Genomic DNA, 19,103 nt, shown 5'->3' with positions numbered 1-19,103 from the left:
TTATCGGAGAGCGCAATGAGCGAGAAAATTATTCAATTAACTGACGATGGCTTTGAAGCTGACGTATTACAATCAGACAAGCCTGTTTTAGTTGATTTTTGGGCTGAATGGTGCGGACCATGTAAAATGATCGCACCTATTCTTAATGAAGTAGCAGACGAGTTTGATGGCCGTGTTGTTATCGGTAAATTAAACATCGACCAAAATGCGGGTACACCACCTAAATTTGGTATCCGTGGTATCCCTACGCTACTTCTTTTTAAAGAAGGCCAAGTTGCAGCAACTAAAGTGGGTGCACTTTCTAAAACTCAACTAGTTGAGTTTTTAGAAAACAACATCTAAATACAGATGTAAAAAAGGGCTTTTTGCCCTTTTTTACATTTTTTTTGTATAAAGACTGGACGCCTAGCCAGTGACCTGCTAGTTTATAAAGCCAACTAATCCTTAGTTTACCAACAAACCTCTCTCACTAATCAATATCGATTATATGAGCATGATAACTGTAATAAAGAACCCACCAATATGCATTTACGCGAATTAAAAGACAAGTCGATCAAAGAACTTGTAGACTTAGCTGAGTCCATGGGGCTCGAAAACGTAGCCCGCTTAAGAAAGCAAGATATTATCTTTGCTATCCTTAAAGCCCACGCCAAAAGTGGAGAGAACATTTTTGGCGGTGGTGTACTAGAAATCTTACAGGATGGTTTTGGTTTCTTAAGATCATCAGAAGCCTCTTACCTTGCGGGTCCTGATGACATTTATATATCACCTAGCCAAATTCGTCGTTTTAGTATGCGTACTGGTGATTCTATAATGGGTCTGATACGTCCACCTAAAGACGGCGAACGTTACTTTGCCTTACTAAAAGTAAACGAAGTAAATTTTGATAAACCTGAAAACTCTCGCACTAAAATCCTTTTTGAAAACCTTACCCCGCTACACGCAAATGAACGTTTACGTATGGAACGTGGTAATGGTAGCACTGAAGATATTACCGCTCGAGTACTTGATTTAGCCTCACCAATTGGCCGTGGCCAACGTGGTTTATTAGTAGCGCCGCCAAAAGCGGGTAAAACAATGCTACTACAAAACATTGCGCAATCAATTACTCATAACCACCCTGATGCAACATTAATGGTATTACTTATTGATGAGCGTCCAGAGGAAGTAACTGAAATGCAACGCCTTGTTAAAGGTGAAGTCATTGCATCAACGTTTGATGAGCCAGCGAGCCGTCACGTACAAGTTGCTGAAATGGTAATCGAAAAAGCCAAACGTCTGGTTGAACACAAAAAAGATGTCATCATCTTATTGGATTCAATCACCCGTTTAGCTCGTGCATACAACACGGTAATTCCTTCATCTGGTAAAGTACTTACCGGTGGTGTTGATGCGAACGCCCTGCATAAACCTAAGCGTTTCTTTGGTGCTGCACGTAACGTTGAAGAAGGTGGTAGTTTAACTATTATCGCGACTGCGCTTATCGATACTGGCTCTAAGATGGATGAAGTAATCTACGAAGAGTTTAAAGGTACCGGTAATATGGAATTACACTTAAATCGTAAGATTGCTGAAAAGCGTGTATTCCCTGCTATTGACTTTAACCGCTCAGGTACACGTCGTGAAGAATTGCTGACGAAACCAGACGAGCTACAAAAAATGTGGATTTTACGTAAGATCGTTCATGAAATGTCTGAAATTGATGCGATGGAGTTTTTAATTGATAAACTCTCTATGAGCAAAACCAATGATGAGTTTTTTGATTCGATGAAACGTCAGTAATTCCGTTTACAGAATTCTAAAATGCCTGTTAATACAGGCATTTTTTTGCCAAAAATTCCTTATTGAGGCTTTATAAAAAAGCGGCAAGTTAATGTCAAATATCAAGCGTTACAGTTACCCTACAGCAGATGATTTTGATAATTGCTGGATTAATTCATCTACCAACGCAGCTACCTCTGCATCAGTTGCAGGTTGATCTTTCGCTAATAACGCCTTATCTAAGTTCATCGCTGCATCTGCCACACTTGTGAGTGTAAATATTTGTGCTGCACCAAGAATTCGATGGCTATCTTGTTGTAACGCTATAAAGTCCTTTGCTGAAAAATGCACTGTCAGTGACTTAATTTCGTCATCAAAACTGGCGATAAAACTGTCCACTAAATCACTAATATCTGGGTTGCTTGAAGGTAGCTCTATAGCGCTATCCAAATACAAGGCAAGTGTGCGATAGAAGGTTTCTTTTTCGATTGGCTTACTTAAATAGCCTGTGAATCCCATCGCTAAATAATCATCTATTTCATGGCTCATTGCATTAGCCGTTAACGCGAAGATTGGTTTAGTAAAGCCACACTTTTTCAATAACTCAAATGCACTCAGGCCATCCATAACTGGCATTTGTATATCCAATAAAACAATATCGGGGAACTCACTAAGGCAAAGCTCTACGGCTTGTTCACCATTATTCGCTGTGATCACTTCAAGTCCAGTCGACTTTAAAAAGCGTGCTATTAACCTGCGATTGTCTGGATGATCTTCTGCTAACAACACTCGTCCAACAAGGCCGGTTATATTTTCTGGTATTTCATCTTCATTTGAAACTTTTGCTGGCGGATATTGTTTACATGGCACATTAAAAGTAAATTCACTACCTTTACCCAGCTCACTTTCAACACTGATATAGCCCCCCATCATAATTGCTAATTGTTGCGAGAGACTTAAACCCAGCCCTGAACCTCCAAACCTGCGACTTATCGTATTATCACCTTGTTGAAAACACTCAAAAATATTTTTTATTTGCGCTGTCGTCATACCAATTCCAGTATCAACAACTTTAAAGCAAACACCTTGCTCAGTATGATCAATATACAAAGTGACAATACCGCTCTCAGTGAATTTAATCGCATTCGTTAGTAAGTTAATCAGAATTTGCTTAACGCGGATCAAATCGAGCTTTGTCCAAAAGCTTGGCCCTAAGTTATTTTCTAATAAGAGCGTTAATCCTTTATTTTTGGCCTGCAAACTCGACATAGCGTAAACATCGTTAACAATGACCACAAGGTCAAACTCGCTAACATCTAAATCTAAGCGGTTGGCTTCTATTTTACTTAGATCGAGCACATCATTGATCAGACCTTTTAAATGATCACTGTGTTTCTTAATAACCAACAACTCAGCTTGTAGTTGCTGAGGCTCGTACAAACCATTCAATAAGTCATCTGTTTGCCCCAATATAGCGGTAAGCGGGGTGCGTATTTCATGACTAATATTTGCCAAAAATTGGCTCTTCACTTGATTCGCAGCACGTAATTCTTGTGCCACATATTGTAACTCTTGAGTACGCTGCGCAACTTTTTGTTCTAATTGAGTTTTGGCATTTTTCTCAACTGCACGACGATATAATGCAACAGCACAGATCAACACCAGCACCAATACAATTGATAACAAAATAGTCAATTGTGAACGTTTTTCTATTTTTAGCTCTTGTAAGCTTCGCTCTTGTTTAAGCTGTTTAATTTCCTGATTTAACTGGCTCGATTGAAACTGAGACTGAAATGTACGTAACGCTTTCATAACCTCTTCACTCGTTATACCGCGCTGATAATCAATAAACTGCTGATGTAACTGAATCGCTCGCTTGTAATCACCGGCTCCAGCACTTAATAACGCTTCAATACCTAAGCCATCTTTGACTCGTAGCTCATCTTTATATTCTTTTGCCAGTGCGATTGATTGCTCTAAATTCTGCTTGGCGGTATCAATATCCCCCATCACTAATTGCACTTTAGCTAAAACTTGTAAGGCTGCTAATCGTAACGATTTATTATCAATTTGCTTAGCGTATTTTTGAGCCGCTTTTGCATGGTACAAAGCAGCATCAAGCTCACCTATTGTTAAGTTTATACCCGCTAAATTGGTATGCTGTACTGATAGCTGGTAAGCATCATCAACGCTTTGATAGTAACGTAATGCCAATTGATAATAATGCAGCGCTAATTGGTTTCGACCTGACTCCGCATAAGCAACGGCCATATTACCGTGGGCACGAGAAACGCCCTCTTCATCACCTAATTGTTGAAATACATCAATTACTTGGCGATATATTTCGAGTGCTGAATCATAACGTGATAAACGAATGTAGACACCAGCAATATTATGCAAAATATCCGCCTTGTCTTTTTCACTCCCGTCGTTTTCATACAATGTTTTTGCCTGTTGGTAATGCTCTAACGCAAGCTCCATGTTATGCATATTAAAATATGCCAAGCCAATATTACTCAATAAGTTAGCTTGCTTTAATGGGCTTTTTAAACGCACAGCCAAATTTAGGGCTCGGTTATAACTAATAATGGCTGGCTGCAATAAGCCTTGAAAATACTGCACTACACCTTGCATTTTAATTGCTCTAAAATGTAACTCAGGCTGCCTTTCAAATGTACTGCTTTGCTCTAATAACTGGTAATAATGCAATGCTTGGGGGTAATTACTTAGTTCAAACGCACGCTCAGCTAAACTAGCATAAATGTCGATTTGTTGTTGGTTTGTAAGTTCTGTGGCAAGTAGTTGGTTTGCTAGCTGCTGCTTTTCCGACCACTCATTAGTAAGCTTAAATTGCTCCAACAGCGTTACTTGCTGCTGAGCATTACTAAATTGAGAAAAAACGCCAAGTACAATAATAAAGCAAATAAATAGTAGGCGCTTGAACTGACCTAGCATAATTTTTTTCCTTGGAATTTTGTTAGTAGTGTTAAGCTATGATAATTTAGCCAAGATACACTAATAACTAGACTGCAAACAATGCTTAACCCACTGATAGATGAGATTTTTGAGCTTATTCTAACGCAAGAGAGGTGGATGGTTCATACTTTAGCATTGAAATTACAACAGCAAGGCTCTATCAGCACGCTTGATGTGCAACCAGAGCGTGATTTATTTAAACGTAATTTTTTAATCATGAATGCCCTGTATCAACTACAGCAGCAACTGCAACCAGCTCAGCACTTGGCTATCGCCAGCTTACAAATAACTCTGACAGATACGGCTCCCCATAACTCAGTGCAACAGCTTGATCCGCTGCGAGACTATTATCTAGATTGGCAAAATTACGAAACAACCAGTGATGAAATCGAAGAGTTGCTTAATGACTTCTGGCAACGTTTTGCAAGCCATAAAAAACCACAGCAAGCACTGGACCGTAAAGCTTATGACATGCTGTTACATCGTTGGCAATTGGCGAAACAATGTAGTTTGAAAGATATACAGAAACGCTGGCGACAACTGGCCATGCAGTACCACCCAGATAAAGAAACTGGCGATACAGAAAAGTTTAAAGAGCTAAAGAATGAATATGAGCAGCTTAAGGCAAGCTGCTCAACAATCGAGAATTAACGAGTTAGGCGACGAGCGCGTATTTTACGGCCTTTAATATTGCCTTCAGTTAATTTGCGTAGTGCTGGTTTTGAAGAATTACGTTCAACAGCAACAAAAGCCACGTTATCAAGTACGTTAATTTTACCAACCTGACGCCCTGCAACGCCATCTTTGCCCGTTAGTGCGCCTAAAATATCACCGGCACGCACTTTTTGCTTTTTACCCGCATCAATCATCAAGGTGACCATTTGCGGTTTATATGGTGGTTTTTCAAGTAAGCTAAATGGCGGTAATTGCTCAGGCAAGAAATCACATTCGTAATGGTCACCAATTTGCGCCACTTTAAATTGCTCTGCATCACCATAAATTGAACAAGCGATACCTTTTTTACCCGCGCGACCGGTACGACCAATACGGTGCACATGGGTTTGCGGGTCATGGGCAAGATGATAGTTGATCACCATGTCCATATCATCAATATCTAAACCGCGTGCCGCAACATCGGTGGCCACTAAGATTGAGGCACTTTTATTGGCAAAGTGAATAAGTGTGCGTTCACGATCACGTTGCTCCAAATCACCATGCAATGATACCGCACTAAAGCCTTCATCGGCTAAATCATCACAGACCTGCTGTGTTTCAACTTTGGTATTACAAAACACCACGCAACTTTCAGGCTGAAATTTAAGCAATAACAACTTTAACGTATTAAAGCGCTGCTTGTTATTATCCATTTTATAGAAGTACTGCTTAATGGTGCTCTTTTCTTGCTCTTCTTCCACTTTCACCATCACAGGATTGCTTAACACCCGTTTAGCAATCGCTTCGATTGCTCGTGGAAAAGTGGCGCTAAATAATAACGTTTGGCGCTGCTTGGGAATACAATCGATAATCGCATCTAAAGTATCTTGAAAGCCCATATCAAGCATCTGATCGGCTTCATCCAGCACTAAAGTTTCAACATCATCTAAGCGCAAAGTGCCTTTGCGAATATGGTCATCTACACGCCCAGGTGTACCAACAATAATATGCGCGCCATGCTCAAGGGAACCTATTTGCGGCCCAATTGAAACGCCACCACACAAGGTTAAAATTTTAATATTGTGAATGCCGCGCGCTAATTTACGCATTTCTACAGCAACTTGCTCGGCAAGCTCACGGGTTGGACAAAGTACTAATGATTGAATACGAAAACGTTTCACATTAAGTTTAGCAAGCACGCCTAAACTAAACGCTGCCGTTTTACCTGAGCCTGTTTTGGCTTGTGCAATAATGTCTTTACCTTCAAGAACTGGCGGCAAACTTTGCGCCTGTACGGCTGTCATTTGGGTATAACCTAATGTTGATAAGTTATCTACCAACCCAGATGGTAAAGCGAGAGATGAAAAAGCTGTAGCGGTCAAAGTAATTTCCAGTGCAAAAAGTAAACATGAAAAGCCGCTGCAGATGCCCGACTTAGTTATGCTGCATAATAGCAGAATATACAAATTGCTACCATTAAGCTGGCAAGATTATCAATAAACCTGCAATGTTGAAAAGCCGCCTTCGCGTTTTTATCTCATCTGCTTTTGCTACTCAGTATTAAATGCTTTAATAGCGCACACTTGAAAATACCGCCAAGGTCAATAATGAAAAAAATCATCACAGGGTTACTACTTGCTAGTAGCTTTTTAGCCAGCGCCGCAGAGCCTGAATTTAACGCTAAACAACTTAAGCAAGTTGCCGAGCTTAGAGATAACGCTAGCAATAGTGATTTAAGCTACCAATTACTAGAATCCCTTACGACTGAAATAGGCCCGCGTTTACCAGGCACTGAAAATGATAAAAAAGCCGTTGCCTGGGCCCAAGCTAAATTTAAACAGCTTGGCTTTGATAAGGTATGGCTTGAAGAAGCGACCTTCCCAGAATGGCGTCGTTTTAATGAAAGCGGCAAAATCCTAACGCCAAGTGAGCAACCACTGCATTTAACCGCTTTAGGGCATAGTGTCAGTACACCAAAAGACGGCATTACTGCTGAAGTTATATTATTTGAAACCCTTGATGAGTTGATTGCCGCTCCCGCAAACAGCTTAAAGGGAAAAATTGCTTATATAAATTACCGTATGAATCGTGATATCGATGGCAACGGTTATGGCCCTGCGGTTCGTGCTCGCTCAACTGGCTCTGTAGAAGCCGCTAAAAAAGGCGCGATTGGCTATATGATGCGCTCAGTTAGTACGGCTCATCACCGTTTTGCGCATACCGGTGGCAGCCATTACCAAGATGGCGTAACCAAAATTCCTAACGTAACCATTGCCAATCCGGATGCTGACCAAATAGCCCGCCTTATCGCACTTGGTAAAAATGTTACCGTTAATATTAATGTACAAACTGAAGATCGTGGTCAAGGTACTGGCTATAACGTGATTGGTCAGTTCAATGGCACGCAAAATCCAGAGCAGTATGTGCTGATTGGCGGTCACTTAGATTCTTGGGATTTAGGCACTGGTGCACTTGATGACGGTGCAGGTGTTGCGCTAACAATGGCGGCAGCTAAGCATATTAGCGAAATAAAACGCCCAAAACGTAGCATTCGGGTGGTGCTATTTGCCGCTGAAGAGCTTGGCTTATGGGGTGCTAAAGCTTATTTTAAACAGCATGCAAATGAGCTTGATAAAATTGTTGCCGCGGCTGAATCTGACTTTGGTGCTGATGTAGTGTATGGCTTTGAGTCGAATGTATCTGCAGCGTCACTGCCAGTAGTACGTGCAATAGCCAAGCAACTAGCGCCACTTAACGTAGAATACATTGGTAAAAATAGCGCCAATGGCGGGCCTGACTTAATTCCATTCAAAAATGCCACCAGCGCACCAATTTTTGAACTGCATCAAAATGGCACTGATTACTTTGATTACCATCACACTGCTGATGATACGCTTGATAAAGTAGATCCGGCTAAACTAAAGCAAAATACCGCGGCGTATGCTGTATTTGCCTTTATGGCGGCAGATGCAAAAACCACTATTAAAGCAAAGCCTGTAGCAAGTAAATAAGCCAACCAAACATACTTGCTTACAGTTTTGTGCTTTGCATCTCACCTTCCTTGTTTTAATTTAACGTAAAACAAGGAAGGGACAGAGGGCCTCAAATGCTACTTTTCAATACCTGCGATTCATTGTCGTTTTTCAGCCAAACCAAAACCTGTCCACACTGTCATCACAATGACTACCGCCTACAAAATCACAGCCGTTTCTTGCGCTTTTCAATTGTCCCTATGCTGCCACTGGCATGGCATTATCAATACCAATGTAATCATTGTCAGCACAGTATGCCGCTTTCAATTATGCAACTGCCATGGTTAGAAAAGCTTTCTTTAATCAAATATTTTATAGGCACTCTATTGCTTATCTGGTTAGTTATCTTCTTCTATACACAACATCTTGATGAACTAAAAACCAAACAAGCAATATTAAGCCAGCCGCAAGCATTTGATACTTACTTGGTACATGCAGATAAGTTTTCTCAGGAACCATTGCGCCCTGAGAACCTCAAAGTAGCTCAAGTACTCGAGTTTGATGACCAAACTATCACTTTTCAAATCAGTAATTACCGCTATAAACGCGACAATGGCATAACTATGGCTATGCGTACTAGTTTATTGGTACAAAAAGGCTATTTTTCATCAAAAAAAATGACTTTACCGCGCAGCGAAGTACAGCGTTTATATGATGAAGGTACCATTTATGATGTACTACGCCCTTATGCATATAGCTTATATGGCGGCTTTGTGATGTTCCCACCACGCCCTAAACCTTTATATGAAGGGGTGAAGCTTAATAAAAATAACCAGCAAGGCATCATCTATTACAAGGATGGGTTATTCGAAGATGCTTTTGAGAGCTTTTTACTTGCCAGCAAAGAGGGCTCACAGTGGGGCCAGCTTAATACAGCGCAAATGTATCGTGATGGTGAAGGGGTAGAAAAAGACCTAAGCCAAGCTATTTATTGGTACCAACAAGCTGCCGAGCAAAATAACCACAAAGCAAAAATACAACTCAAAGAGCTCTGCATAGAGCACGCCTGTAAATAAATATGGCAAGCTAAAGGCTTGCCATATACCCAAACTTCTAAAGAGTTAAGTGTTGATCTAAAAATGCCAGTACTTGTTGATAATAACGTGTACGGTGTTCTGCTTTATAAAACCCGTGTCCTTCATCTTCAAGTAGTTCATAAATATATGGGTGTTTCGCTTTTTTAAGCGCTGCAATCAGTGATTCAGCTTGTTCAATCGGTGCTCGCTTATCTTCGCCACCGTGCACTATTAACACTGGAGCCTTTAACTTATCAATATTATAACTAGGTGAAAATGCCTTTAATTGCGCTTCATCTGTGCCCAATACATTCTGCAAATAACGTTGGCCACTGTCACGCTCTGCAACATCCCCTTCTTCAAACATTAAAGGCAAATCGTAAACGCCAACTACCCCAATTGCACACTTAAACATATCTGGTTCTAAAATCGCACTTTGTAACGCTGAGTATCCGCCAAAACTTGCTCCCATAATGCAGATATTGTTTTTATTAACCGTGCCCTGCTCAATTAAATACTTCACACCGTCAATAATATCAAATTGGATTTCAGCCCCCCACTTTTGATGACCTGCATGCTCAAAGTTACGGCCAAAACCACCAGAGCCCCTAAAATTAACTTTTAGTACAGCCATACCGCGATTTGCAAGCAACTGTGCATCGGGGTCAAATCCCCACCAATCACGAGGACCGTGTGGACCACCGTGTGGCATAACCACTAAAGGTAAGTTTTTCTCTGAAGTGTTATTCGGCACTGTTAAATAACCATAAATGGTTAAACCGTCTCGACTGGTAAAACTCACAGGCTTGGTCTGTGCCATTTGCTTTGCATCAAGCCAACTACGCGATGCAAACAAAAATCGTAAGTTATTATTTTTGGCATCAAATAAATAATATTGCCCAGGGTTTCGGTCATTCGAAGCAAAAATAATATTTGTATCGCCATCTTCAGTACTACTTACAAGCTGTACTTGTTCACCAGGTAAAGCGGAGATCAAAGCTTTTAAACGCATACTCTTGTCAGATTGCCCATCGATAAAAGCATAGGTTGGATAACCTAGTTCGGTTTCAATCGCAAATAACTCTTTTGATGCTTCATCAACCCATATTTGCTTTGGTGAGACGCCCTCTTCTTTATGAATTAAATCAATTACTCTGGTTTTTAAATTCAATTTATATAAGCCTTTCGCTTCACCACTTACTGATGCTGTAACATAAACAGCATCGCCACTGTTATCAAACGCATGTAAGCTCACATCGCTGTACGTCAAATCACCTAAATTAAGTGCTTGCCAATTGCCGCCTGATTTTTCACGGGTATGAATGGTAGGCTTAATGTAATCATCACTGGAAACCGCAACTCTGACATTTCCCTCATGATCGGTCAAAAAGTTGGCCATACGTGACGGTGAACGAGTCACTTTACGACGCTTGCCTGTAAAAACATCAACCTGATAAACAACAGTGTGTGGTTCACTACTTGATGTCCACGGATAAGTCACTATAAGCATTTTATCGTCATCGTGGAGCAAAGGATCTAGCAAATAAGAGGTGCCATAAAGCGGTGTTGCTTTTTTGATACGAGAACCAGTTTGCATTTCGCCCTGATAGCCAACTAAATATTTAGCTTTCGAGCCATCGGCATTCACGCCATATAACTCACCATAATATTCAGGGTGATCTTGCCAACCGCGCAAATATTCTTTTGCAACCACAACACGCTCATCACTTACCCAGTGATAAGCGCCAACTTGGGCATTCCCCTGAAAATTAACAGCATGATGAACTGTGAATTTTTTAGCATCTAAAATTACCAACACCTTTTTACCTTGAGGTTGCATAATTACTGCAAGGTAGCTGCCTTTAGGGGAGATTTTAACTTGGCTATATTCACTGCTGCGGCTGAAGTCCTCGACTGTAGGACCTGACTGATTTGCATCGCTTATGAAGCTAGTAACCAACAACGCAATAACAACAATAAACTGCATTATTTTATTCATACAACATCCTTTTAAATTTGTATTTTTATAATTACAGTAATTGTACCTAATAAAAATTTACATAAATATCCATCTAAATACTTAAGCAAAGAACAAAGAGTAACTATTTACTTTAATTTGGTTACAATATAACATTACCGATATACTATAACAAAACATTGGACCGTTAATGATGTTACCAAACTTTAAAACTAGCTTAATTGCCTCTATGGTTGCTGTACTGTGTGCCTGTAATAGTGAAATTGATGATCTTGTAGATAAAAATGCTGGACAGTCAGATGACCATGAGCATACCGAAATCACTTCAACAGGGCGTTTAGCCATTAGTCACGCTGATGCTGCCAACGTATCAATTTTCGATACTGACACTAACGCACTACTTGAAATGTTTAATACTACCAATATTGTTAGCGGCTTATATGCAAGTCCTAACAATCGTTTTGCAGTATTGATACAACGCGATGATAACTACGTAGAGTTTATTGATGGCGGTTTATATCAAGAAGATCATGGTGATCACCTGCATGATTATAAGCAAGCCCCTGCATTTTCAGGCTTTACATTAACAAATGACAAACCAACTCACTTTGATGTCAGTGAACAGCAAGCAGCGCTATTTTTTGATGGCAATATAGATGCCGGTATTGCTGCAAGCTTTGCGATTCTAACTGACGAATCAATCGCAAATGGTGAAACACTGGCCACACATAGTTTTGCTAATGCTATGCATGGTACGGCACAAATTCGCGGTGACTCAGTGATCACCACCTATCGCAGTGAAGATGTAACTAGCGTGCAGCCAAATTATGTGGAACAACTGCATATTCATGGCGATCACTTCCATCAAGAACAGCGTTTTGAGCTAGATTGCCCTGCACTGCATGGCAGCGCACAAAACCATCATCACATTGCCTTTGGTTGTGGTGATGGTGTATTAGTTATTGAAGAACACAATGGTGCATTTAACGCTACTAAAGTAGCTAACCTCGATAGTTTTGCCGAAGGTGCACGGATTGGTAGTATTAAAGGTAGCGAGCACAGCGAGCTCTTTTTAGGTATTGCACAAAGTAAGCTTTTTTACACCATCGACCCAGAATCAGCTGAAATGACACAACTAATGTGGCAGCAAAATACTGAAAACACCGTTCTAGCCAGTACACTTAATACTATTACGGGTGAGTTTTACGTTCTGGAAAGTGATGGTTTTTTATCGATACTGCATGCTGAGGATGATTGGCAAGTCAGTGCTCGTTTTCAAGTACTCGACAGCCCCGCAGGCAGCTATGCACTAGCGGCATCTGCGGCCGATGACACTGTATTTATTAGTGATGCCAATAATCAAACTGTACTAAGCGTCGATACTCATGAACAAACGGCCGAAACAATTCTTACCCTTGATTTTACCCCGAGCAAAATAACCTGGTTAGGTATTGCTGAGGTAGCAGAGCACGATCACTAATTATAAATGACTTTCATAGCATTCCCTTGCTAAGCCATTGCCGGCAGATTTAATTTGCCGGCTTTTTTGTTTTCATGCTCACAACGGCATGATGAATTAGCACAACTAAAGCACCAGCCAATATTCCTAATACGCCATCAAATAATAACGGGGCAAGCACTTCACCCACTGTGCCTAAATTTATTAGTGCAAATTTAGTAACCAATATTTGCAAATGATGCAGTACACTTATGCCATGCACTAAAATACCACCGCCGACTAAGAACATCGCTACCGTCCCTGCAAATGCTAAAAATGCCATTAAACGTGGTGCCGCAGCGAGTAAGCCTTTCCCTAATAATTCTTTAAATCGATTTCCTGTTTGCTGAGCTTGAGTGAGTAGATACAAACCAGCATCATCGAGTTTTACAATCCCTGCCACTAACCCATAAACGCCTATAGTCATGATCACTGCGATAACACTCAAAACTAGCGCTTGATTTACTAGACTTGCCCCCGCCACTGTACCTAGAGTGATAACTATGATTTCTGCCGATAAAATAAAGTCGGTTCGAATAGCCCCTTTCACTTTTTGTTTCTCGTATTCCGCTAAGTCTAAATTTTCAGTTTCAGTCATAACGTCGCTTTGTGGGTGTGGTAAAAACTTTTCAACCAGCTTTTCAGCGCCTTCAAAACACAGAAATAATCCACCTATCATTAATAATGGCGTAATCAGCCAAGGCAACCATACACTGATCAATAAAGCGGCAGGAACCAAAATAGCCTTATTGAGGAACGAACCTTTTGCCACAGCCCATACTACTGGCAGTTCACGATCTGCACTAACTCCGGTAACTTGCTGGGCATTTAGCGCCAAATCATCGCCCAAAACACCAGCGGTTTTTTTTGTCGCAACTTTACTCATTGTCGCAATATCATCTAATAACGTGGTGATGTCGTCTAACAAGGTTAATAAATTTGTACCTGCCATTTAATTTCCTTTGTACTTAAATGTTTATATTAATCAACATAGCCTAAACGGCCACTTTCACCAACGGTTAATTTTCATCTGCTATGCTAGTCGATAAACCCACTTACTAAGGTACCAATTTATGTATAAAAGCTTACTAATTGCACTCGGTGTTCTGAGTCTTAGTGCATGTACTGAACAACAAAACAGCCAATCTTATTCTTGCGATAGTCAACTAACGGCGGTTATAACCAGCGAAACTGAAGAGACAGCATCATTAGCTTACAATCAAGTTACCTACCAATTAACGCAACAGATCAGCGCCTCTGGTGCCAAATATACCAATGATGATGTGCTTTTTTGGACCAAAGGCAATGAAGCTATGTTAATCATCGATGGCAACAAATATCACTGTAATTTAGAGTAAAGCATCCGCTTGCAGCGCTTATAATTTACAAAAATACTGCTACACTCATAAATACTTAAGTATTTACGAGTTAGCTATGCGCGCTATTGCTATAAAAACAAAACTGATTTTTGCCTTTGCCACAATCGGTTTTTTAATGCTTGCCAGCAGTGGTTTTTTTTACTGGTCGCTCGGGAAGATTAATCATGCAACTTCAGATATTGAAACCTTAGCAGTCCCCGTACAACAGCAAAGTAATGCGCTGCGTTTATCACTGTTATCAATAACCAAATTTAATGCTGTTGCCTATAGTCAAACAACGCAAAGCAGCTTAAAACAGCAACAGCAAAGCGCCGCTGAAAACCAAGTATTATTTGCCAACAAGCTGAAAGAGTTAAACTCACAGCTTAATGATAAACCGCAAATGCAGCAGCTACTATCAAAAATAGAACAACGCTATCAACAGTTTAATACTACCAGCGCAACAATGTTTAGCGCCAAACAGCAAGGACTAACCGCTACAGCTCAGGTCACTGCATTGGCCACTGATTACGCCAATAACCTCAAAGATTTAAGTAATGGCTTACTTGATTTAGAACTAATTGAAGTAGCAGCTGAGCAACAAACATTATTAGCCGCGATTGTTGGCACCGCGACTCGCATTGATGATCTATTGTTCACTTTAGGGAATAACGTTAAGAATATCAGCCATATAAATAACTTACAAACCCTCAGTAGCCATCAACAAGATACCCAGTTTTTGCTCGATAATATTCAATCGAATTTTACTTATCTAAAGCAACAAGCCAGCGAGCTTGAAAATAAAACCAATTTTGCCAGCCTAGAAGAGCAACTCAACTTAGTCAATCAACAATTAGCAACGCTATATCAGCAGCAAACAAGGCTTTTAACCAGCAAAGTTGAGGCTGAGCAAGCTTTTTCAGCATTTCAGCAGCAATTTCAACTAACTGAACAACTCATTATTGAGCTCAACCAATTAGCCGATAAACGCTTTAACACCTTACAAGCGGATGCTCAATCGGTCATCAACACAGGCTCAACACTTGCCATTATTATAACTTTAGTGCTCATTTCATTTGCTGCGCTGATCTGCATTTTAACTACACGCGCAATGCTAAAGCCGCTTAATGCGGTCAATAAAGCGCTATCACGCATCGCTTCCGGTGACCTATCGAAACGCACAAAACCCATTAACGACGATGAATTTGGTCTACTGTTAACTAATATCAACCAATTAAGTGATGATTTAAGTTCGTTATTAAGTGCAATCAGTGACAATGCTCACACCTTAGATCAATCAGCTATACAAACCAGTGAGCAAGGCCAACATATGACTGAAGCCGCGCAGCAGCAGCTAGATCACATTGCACAAGCCAGTACACTCGCTCAAAACATGCTTAGCAACTCCCAAGCCGTAAGTGAGCAAGCTGATAATACTTCCAGTGAAGTTGCAAACGCTTCGCAATTTGCCAATGATGTAAATCACATAGCAGATCGCAACAGCCAACGTATTGCCGCTTTACTAGCTCGTCTTGATCAAGCAGTACAAAGCACCAACGAACTGACGCAACACACTCAATTAATTGGTGCGATAGTAGATACAATTAGCAGTATTGCTGAACAGACAAATTTACTCGCCCTTAATGCTGCAATTGAAGCTGCCCGCGCGGGTGAGAATGGTCGTGGCTTTGCTGTTGTCGCAGATGAAGTGCGCTCTTTAGCAGCACGTACACAAAGCTCCACCAGTGAAATTCACGCGATGATCCAAACGCTACAACAACAGGCAAGCAATGCCCACCATGAGATCAATGACGGCCAACAACAAGCAAAAGACTGTGTTGCCAATAGTAGCGAACTAAACCAAGCCGTTGATAAAATAAAAAGTACCTTAGTGACAATTAACCAAATGAGCACACAAATTGCGGCTTCATCACATCATCAGCTTGATAACAGTAACGATATAAAACAGCTCATGGCCCAAGTGACTGTTCAAGCGCAAAGCAATGCCGAGCAGGCAAGTACCCTAGCAACTCAAAGTGAAGATGTGAACCAACTCGCCCACTCACTTACCAGTGCGGTTGAAAGGTTTAAGTTTTAAGTTTGCTGCTGCGCAATAAACGCTTTGATGTATTGGTCAAATAACGCAGCGGGAAGTGGCTTACTGTATAAAAAACCTTGAATATAATCACAATTTAAGGCTGTTAAAAAAGCCCGCTGTGCAGATGTTTCAACCCCTTCAGCAATCACTTTTAGATGTAGATTGCTTGCCATAGAAATTATTGCACTCACCATCGCACAATCTTCAAGGTCATCGGGCAAGTCTTTAATAAACTCTCGATCTATTTTTAATTTACTTAACGGAAAACGCTTCAAATAACTCAACGACGAGTAGCCTGTACCAAAATCATCAATTGCCAAACCAACCCCAATAGCACGCAGTGCTTGCAGCTGTTGTAGAGTATTTGAGCTATTATCTGCAAGTAACGTTTCAGTAATTTCAAGTGTTAAACACTGCGGTAATAATTGGCTTTCCTGAAGAACGGTTTTTACCAGAGTTTCAATATCTTGACGAATAAACTGCACGCTCGACATGTTAACCGTAACAAAAAATCCATCCCCATAGCAGCGACACCAGCTAGCAGCCTCACGGCATGCTTCTCTGAGCACCCACTCACCTATTGGAATTATTAATCCCAACTCTTCACATACCGGAATAAATTGGGCCGGAGACACTGCTCCCAATTCATCACTATGCCACCTTAACAAGGCTTCGCAGCCTACTGTTTTTTTGTCATGACTAACAATTGGTTGAAAATAAACAGTAAACTCATTATTTTTTAAGGCTTTATGAAGCGCATTTTCAAGCTTGCTGCGGGCGGTTGCTTGTTCGTGTAAACCACTAGTAAAAAACTCGAAACAATTTCGCCCCTGCTCTTTTGCTTTATACATAGCGCTGTCTGCATTTCGTAATAATATTTTACGATCTATGCCATCATCAGGAAAAATAGTGATCCCCATACTGCCTGATAAAAATACATCTTGCTCTGCGATTTGAAAAGAGGAGCTAAGTGCCTTGAGTGCTTTTTTAGCTAATCGCTCAATATCTGCCAACGCATTAATGCCTGGTAATAACAACGCAAATTCATCGCCACCAAACCGCGCGACCACATCAGAGTTAGGCATGCATGCTTTAAGCCTTCTTGCGGCTTCAAGTAACAGTAAGTCACCGCTATTATGCCCCAAAGTATCATTAACGTTTTTAAAACGATCTAAATCAATAAAACAAATAGCCAAACGCTTATTATCAGCACTCGCACGGATCATCTCTTGATCCAGTTTATTATTGTAATAAGACCGATTTACCAAACCAGTAAGACTATCAAAATTAGTTTGTAACCACATTTCCTGTTCATTCTCTTTACGTAGAGAAATATCATTAAATAAGGCTACATAAAGCTCGATGTCTTTTTCCTCGTCAAAAACCACAGAAATATTTAGCCAGCTTGGGTAAATGCTACCATCTTTGCGACGGTTCCATACCTCACCTTCCCAGTGTCCTTCCTCGCTTAAACGTTGATATAGTAACTTAAAAAAGGATGGCTTATGGCGACCTGAGTTTAAGATTGCGGGGGATTTACCAATTATATCTTGCTCTTGATAACCAGTGATCTGCGTGAATGCTTCGTTTATAGCTTGAATTTTATTATCACGATTAGAGACTAAAATACCTTCATTTGTTGCCGAAAATACCGTACTCGCAAGACGCTGCTGCTGACGTGCTTTTAGCTGCATAGTAATATCTCGGATTAAATGTATCTCACCTACCTTGCTATTTGTTTCATCCGTTACTGCGGTTACACGTGCGTCTCCCCAGAATACCTCTTTGACGCCATGGAATTGACACTCACTATCAACCTCAACCACCCCTTTCGGACACTCAATAAATGAGTAAATATTGCGTCCCTTGAGTGATTCTCCTGCAGCTAACTTTTGAATAGCCATAGTGTTAGCTGTAATTACAACATGTTCAGTGTCAGTAAAAATCAGCAGGTCATCAATACTATTAAAAATAGCTTTCAGCATTGCACTATCTTTTTGGGCCGACTTTTTAGCGATACGTAACCGGGTAGTCAACACCATTAGCGTAGCCAACAATATCATAAGTAACGAAATCGATATCAATGCTAGCATCAATTGATCAGCGCGTTTTTCTTCGATTTCATTGGTTTGACTGGCCATCAATTCTTCGAGGTTTTCTTGATAATGCCAAAGCGCTTTTTCAAGACTGCGTTGAGATGAAATATCATGTATTACAGAAAATAAGAAGTCTTTATTATTAATCGTAAAGGGGGCCGAATAAACGCTAACAGTACGGGTTTCACCATTTGCTAAACGATGTTTAAAAACAAAGTAGTTTTGCCCTTTGCTCAGTGCAGCTTGGCGCTCCAGCGCTACTTGCTGCTCGGTAAATATATTAATTTGTTGGATCTGCATCGCTTGCAACTGCGCAATGCTGTAGCCATAAAATTCAGCCGCCGCCTTATTGGCAAATTTAATTTCACCGCTTTGAGGCTCCACCACTAACATCACAGCACTATGCTCATTAAAAAGCGACATATTGATCGCAGGATCTAATGACTGCTTAGCAGCGGTTTGATTTGCAAGGGCAATTACAGAGCATGCAATAACAACCTTAATAAATGTTTTTACGATAAGCCCACCCATTCTTTAAAACGCACTTCAAACATTTGCTCTAAACTATAGCTTACTCATTCAATAATGTAATAAAAACCCTCTTTGAAATAATCCATAAAACACCTCATAAATTCG

13 protein-coding genes are annotated in these 19,103 nt (G+C 40.6%); 8 read left to right on the top strand and 5 right to left on the bottom strand.

The genetic code is table 11. The features are described 5' to 3' along the window. Nucleotides 1–15 precede the first annotated feature (15 nt). Both trxA and rho read left to right on the top strand, forming a co-directional pair. Nucleotides 16–342: a thioredoxin TrxA gene (gene trxA, locus NDQ71_RS13140; RefSeq protein WP_029216246.1), complete on the top strand. Its 327-nt coding sequence runs from the start codon at nt 16–18 to the stop codon at nt 340–342. Nucleotides 343–522: 180 nt separating this feature from the next. Further along, nucleotides 523–1,782, top strand: a complete 1,260-nt coding sequence (gene rho / locus NDQ71_RS13135; protein ID WP_064666866.1) for a transcription termination factor Rho — start codon at nt 523–525, stop codon at nt 1,780–1,782. Between the two features lie 114 nt (nt 1,783–1,896). Here rho and NDQ71_RS13130 read toward each other — a convergent pair whose 3' ends face one another. Continuing rightward, nucleotides 1,897–4,716 (bottom strand): tetratricopeptide repeat protein, encoded by a 2,820-nt coding sequence (locus tag NDQ71_RS13130; protein ID WP_192540851.1) that lies wholly within the window; start codon nt 4,714–4,716, stop codon nt 1,897–1,899. Nucleotides 4,717–4,797: 81 nt separating this feature from the next. Here NDQ71_RS13130 and NDQ71_RS13125 point away from each other — a divergent pair, with 81 nt between their 5' ends. After that, the gene (locus tag NDQ71_RS13125; protein ID WP_192540850.1) at nt 4,798–5,388 is read left to right on the top strand and encodes a DNA-J related domain-containing protein; all 591 of its coding nucleotides are present in this window, start codon (nt 4,798–4,800) and stop codon (nt 5,386–5,388) included. Here the strand turns inward: NDQ71_RS13125 and dbpA are convergent. Further along, the gene (gene dbpA / locus NDQ71_RS13120; protein WP_064666863.1) at nt 5,385–6,773 is read right to left on the bottom strand and encodes an ATP-dependent RNA helicase DbpA; all 1,389 of its coding nucleotides are present in this window, start codon (nt 6,771–6,773) and stop codon (nt 5,385–5,387) included. The two genes, NDQ71_RS13125 and dbpA, sit on opposite strands and share 4 nt — an antisense overlap. Nucleotides 6,774–6,998: 225 nt before the next feature. Here dbpA and NDQ71_RS13115 point away from each other — a divergent pair, with 225 nt between their 5' ends. Further along, nucleotides 6,999–8,402: a M20/M25/M40 family metallo-hydrolase gene (locus tag NDQ71_RS13115; RefSeq protein ID WP_064666862.1), complete on the top strand. Its 1,404-nt coding sequence runs from the start codon at nt 6,999–7,001 to the stop codon at nt 8,400–8,402. Nucleotides 8,403–8,497: 95 nt separating this feature from the next. Next, nucleotides 8,498–9,439, top strand: a complete 942-nt coding sequence (locus NDQ71_RS13110; protein ID WP_192540849.1) for a tetratricopeptide repeat protein — start codon at nt 8,498–8,500, stop codon at nt 9,437–9,439. Between the two features lie 37 nt (nt 9,440–9,476). On the opposite strand, the gene NDQ71_RS13105 is transcribed toward NDQ71_RS13110, so the two are convergent. Further along, nucleotides 9,477–11,438, bottom strand: coding sequence for a S9 family peptidase (locus NDQ71_RS13105; RefSeq protein ID WP_225736490.1), 1,962 nt, complete (start codon nt 11,436–11,438; stop codon nt 9,477–9,479). Nucleotides 11,439–11,607: 169 nt separating this feature from the next. On the opposite strand from NDQ71_RS13105, the gene NDQ71_RS13100 reads away from it, so the two are divergent. Then, nucleotides 11,608–12,897 carry a hypothetical protein gene (locus tag NDQ71_RS13100; protein ID WP_301561721.1) on the top strand — a complete coding sequence of 430 codons (1,290 nt, stop codon included), beginning with the start codon at nt 11,608–11,610 and terminating at the stop codon, nt 12,895–12,897. 49 nt (nt 12,898–12,946) lie between these two features. On the opposite strand, the gene NDQ71_RS13095 is transcribed toward NDQ71_RS13100, so the two are convergent. Beyond that, nucleotides 12,947–13,867 carry a DUF808 domain-containing protein gene (locus tag NDQ71_RS13095; RefSeq protein ID WP_064666859.1) on the bottom strand — a complete coding sequence of 307 codons (921 nt, stop codon included), beginning with the start codon at nt 13,865–13,867 and terminating at the stop codon, nt 12,947–12,949. 121 nt (nt 13,868–13,988) lie between these two features. Here NDQ71_RS13095 and NDQ71_RS13090 point away from each other — a divergent pair, with 121 nt between their 5' ends. Further along, nucleotides 13,989–14,273 (top strand): MliC family protein, encoded by a 285-nt coding sequence (locus tag NDQ71_RS13090; RefSeq protein WP_064666858.1) that lies wholly within the window; start codon nt 13,989–13,991, stop codon nt 14,271–14,273. 76 nt (nt 14,274–14,349) lie between these two features. Next, the gene (locus tag NDQ71_RS13085) at nt 14,350–16,371 is read left to right on the top strand and encodes a methyl-accepting chemotaxis protein (protein ID WP_192540847.1); all 2,022 of its coding nucleotides are present in this window, start codon (nt 14,350–14,352) and stop codon (nt 16,369–16,371) included. Here the strand turns inward: NDQ71_RS13085 and NDQ71_RS13080 are convergent. Continuing rightward, complete coding sequence (locus tag NDQ71_RS13080) at nt 16,368–18,998, bottom strand: EAL domain-containing protein (protein ID WP_301561720.1); 2,631 nt, start codon at nt 18,996–18,998, stop codon at nt 16,368–16,370. The two genes, NDQ71_RS13085 and NDQ71_RS13080, sit on opposite strands and share 4 nt — an antisense overlap. Nucleotides 18,999–19,103 lie beyond the last annotated feature (105 nt).

The sequence above is a fragment of the Pseudoalteromonas sp. KG3 genome (assembly GCF_030436385.1).
Classification (GTDB): Bacteria; Pseudomonadota; Gammaproteobacteria; order Enterobacterales; family Alteromonadaceae; genus Pseudoalteromonas; species Pseudoalteromonas prydzensis.
The sequence above is the reverse complement of the archived record's forward strand: the minus strand, read 5'-3'. Positions and strand labels throughout refer to the sequence as shown.

Excerpts from the sequence above, each read along its gene's own strand:
- NDQ71_RS13100 (WP_301561721.1), top strand. The coding sequence starts at position 11,608 with ATGATGTTACCAAACTTTAAAACTAGCTTAATTGCCTCTATGGTTGCT.
- NDQ71_RS13090 (WP_064666858.1), top strand. The coding sequence starts at position 13,989 with ATGTATAAAAGCTTACTAATTGCACTCGGTGTTCTGAGTCTTAGTGCA.
- rho (WP_064666866.1), top strand. The coding sequence starts at position 523 with ATGCATTTACGCGAATTAAAAGACAAGTCGATCAAAGAACTTGTAGAC.
- NDQ71_RS13130 (WP_192540851.1), bottom strand. The coding sequence starts at position 4,716 with ATGCTAGGTCAGTTCAAGCGCCTACTATTTATTTGCTTTATTATTGTA.
- NDQ71_RS13085 (WP_192540847.1), top strand. The coding sequence starts at position 14,350 with ATGCGCGCTATTGCTATAAAAACAAAACTGATTTTTGCCTTTGCCACA.
- NDQ71_RS13080 (WP_301561720.1), bottom strand. The coding sequence starts at position 18,998 with ATGGGTGGGCTTATCGTAAAAACATTTATTAAGGTTGTTATTGCATGC.
- NDQ71_RS13110 (WP_192540849.1), top strand. The coding sequence starts at position 8,498 with ATGCTACTTTTCAATACCTGCGATTCATTGTCGTTTTTCAGCCAAACC.
- NDQ71_RS13115 (WP_064666862.1), top strand. The coding sequence starts at position 6,999 with ATGAAAAAAATCATCACAGGGTTACTACTTGCTAGTAGCTTTTTAGCC.
- NDQ71_RS13125 (WP_192540850.1), top strand. The coding sequence starts at position 4,798 with ATGCTTAACCCACTGATAGATGAGATTTTTGAGCTTATTCTAACGCAA.
- trxA (WP_029216246.1), top strand. The coding sequence starts at position 16 with ATGAGCGAGAAAATTATTCAATTAACTGACGATGGCTTTGAAGCTGAC.
- NDQ71_RS13095 (WP_064666859.1), bottom strand. The coding sequence starts at position 13,867 with ATGGCAGGTACAAATTTATTAACCTTGTTAGACGACATCACCACGTTA.
- NDQ71_RS13105 (WP_225736490.1), bottom strand. The coding sequence starts at position 11,438 with ATGAATAAAATAATGCAGTTTATTGTTGTTATTGCGTTGTTGGTTACT.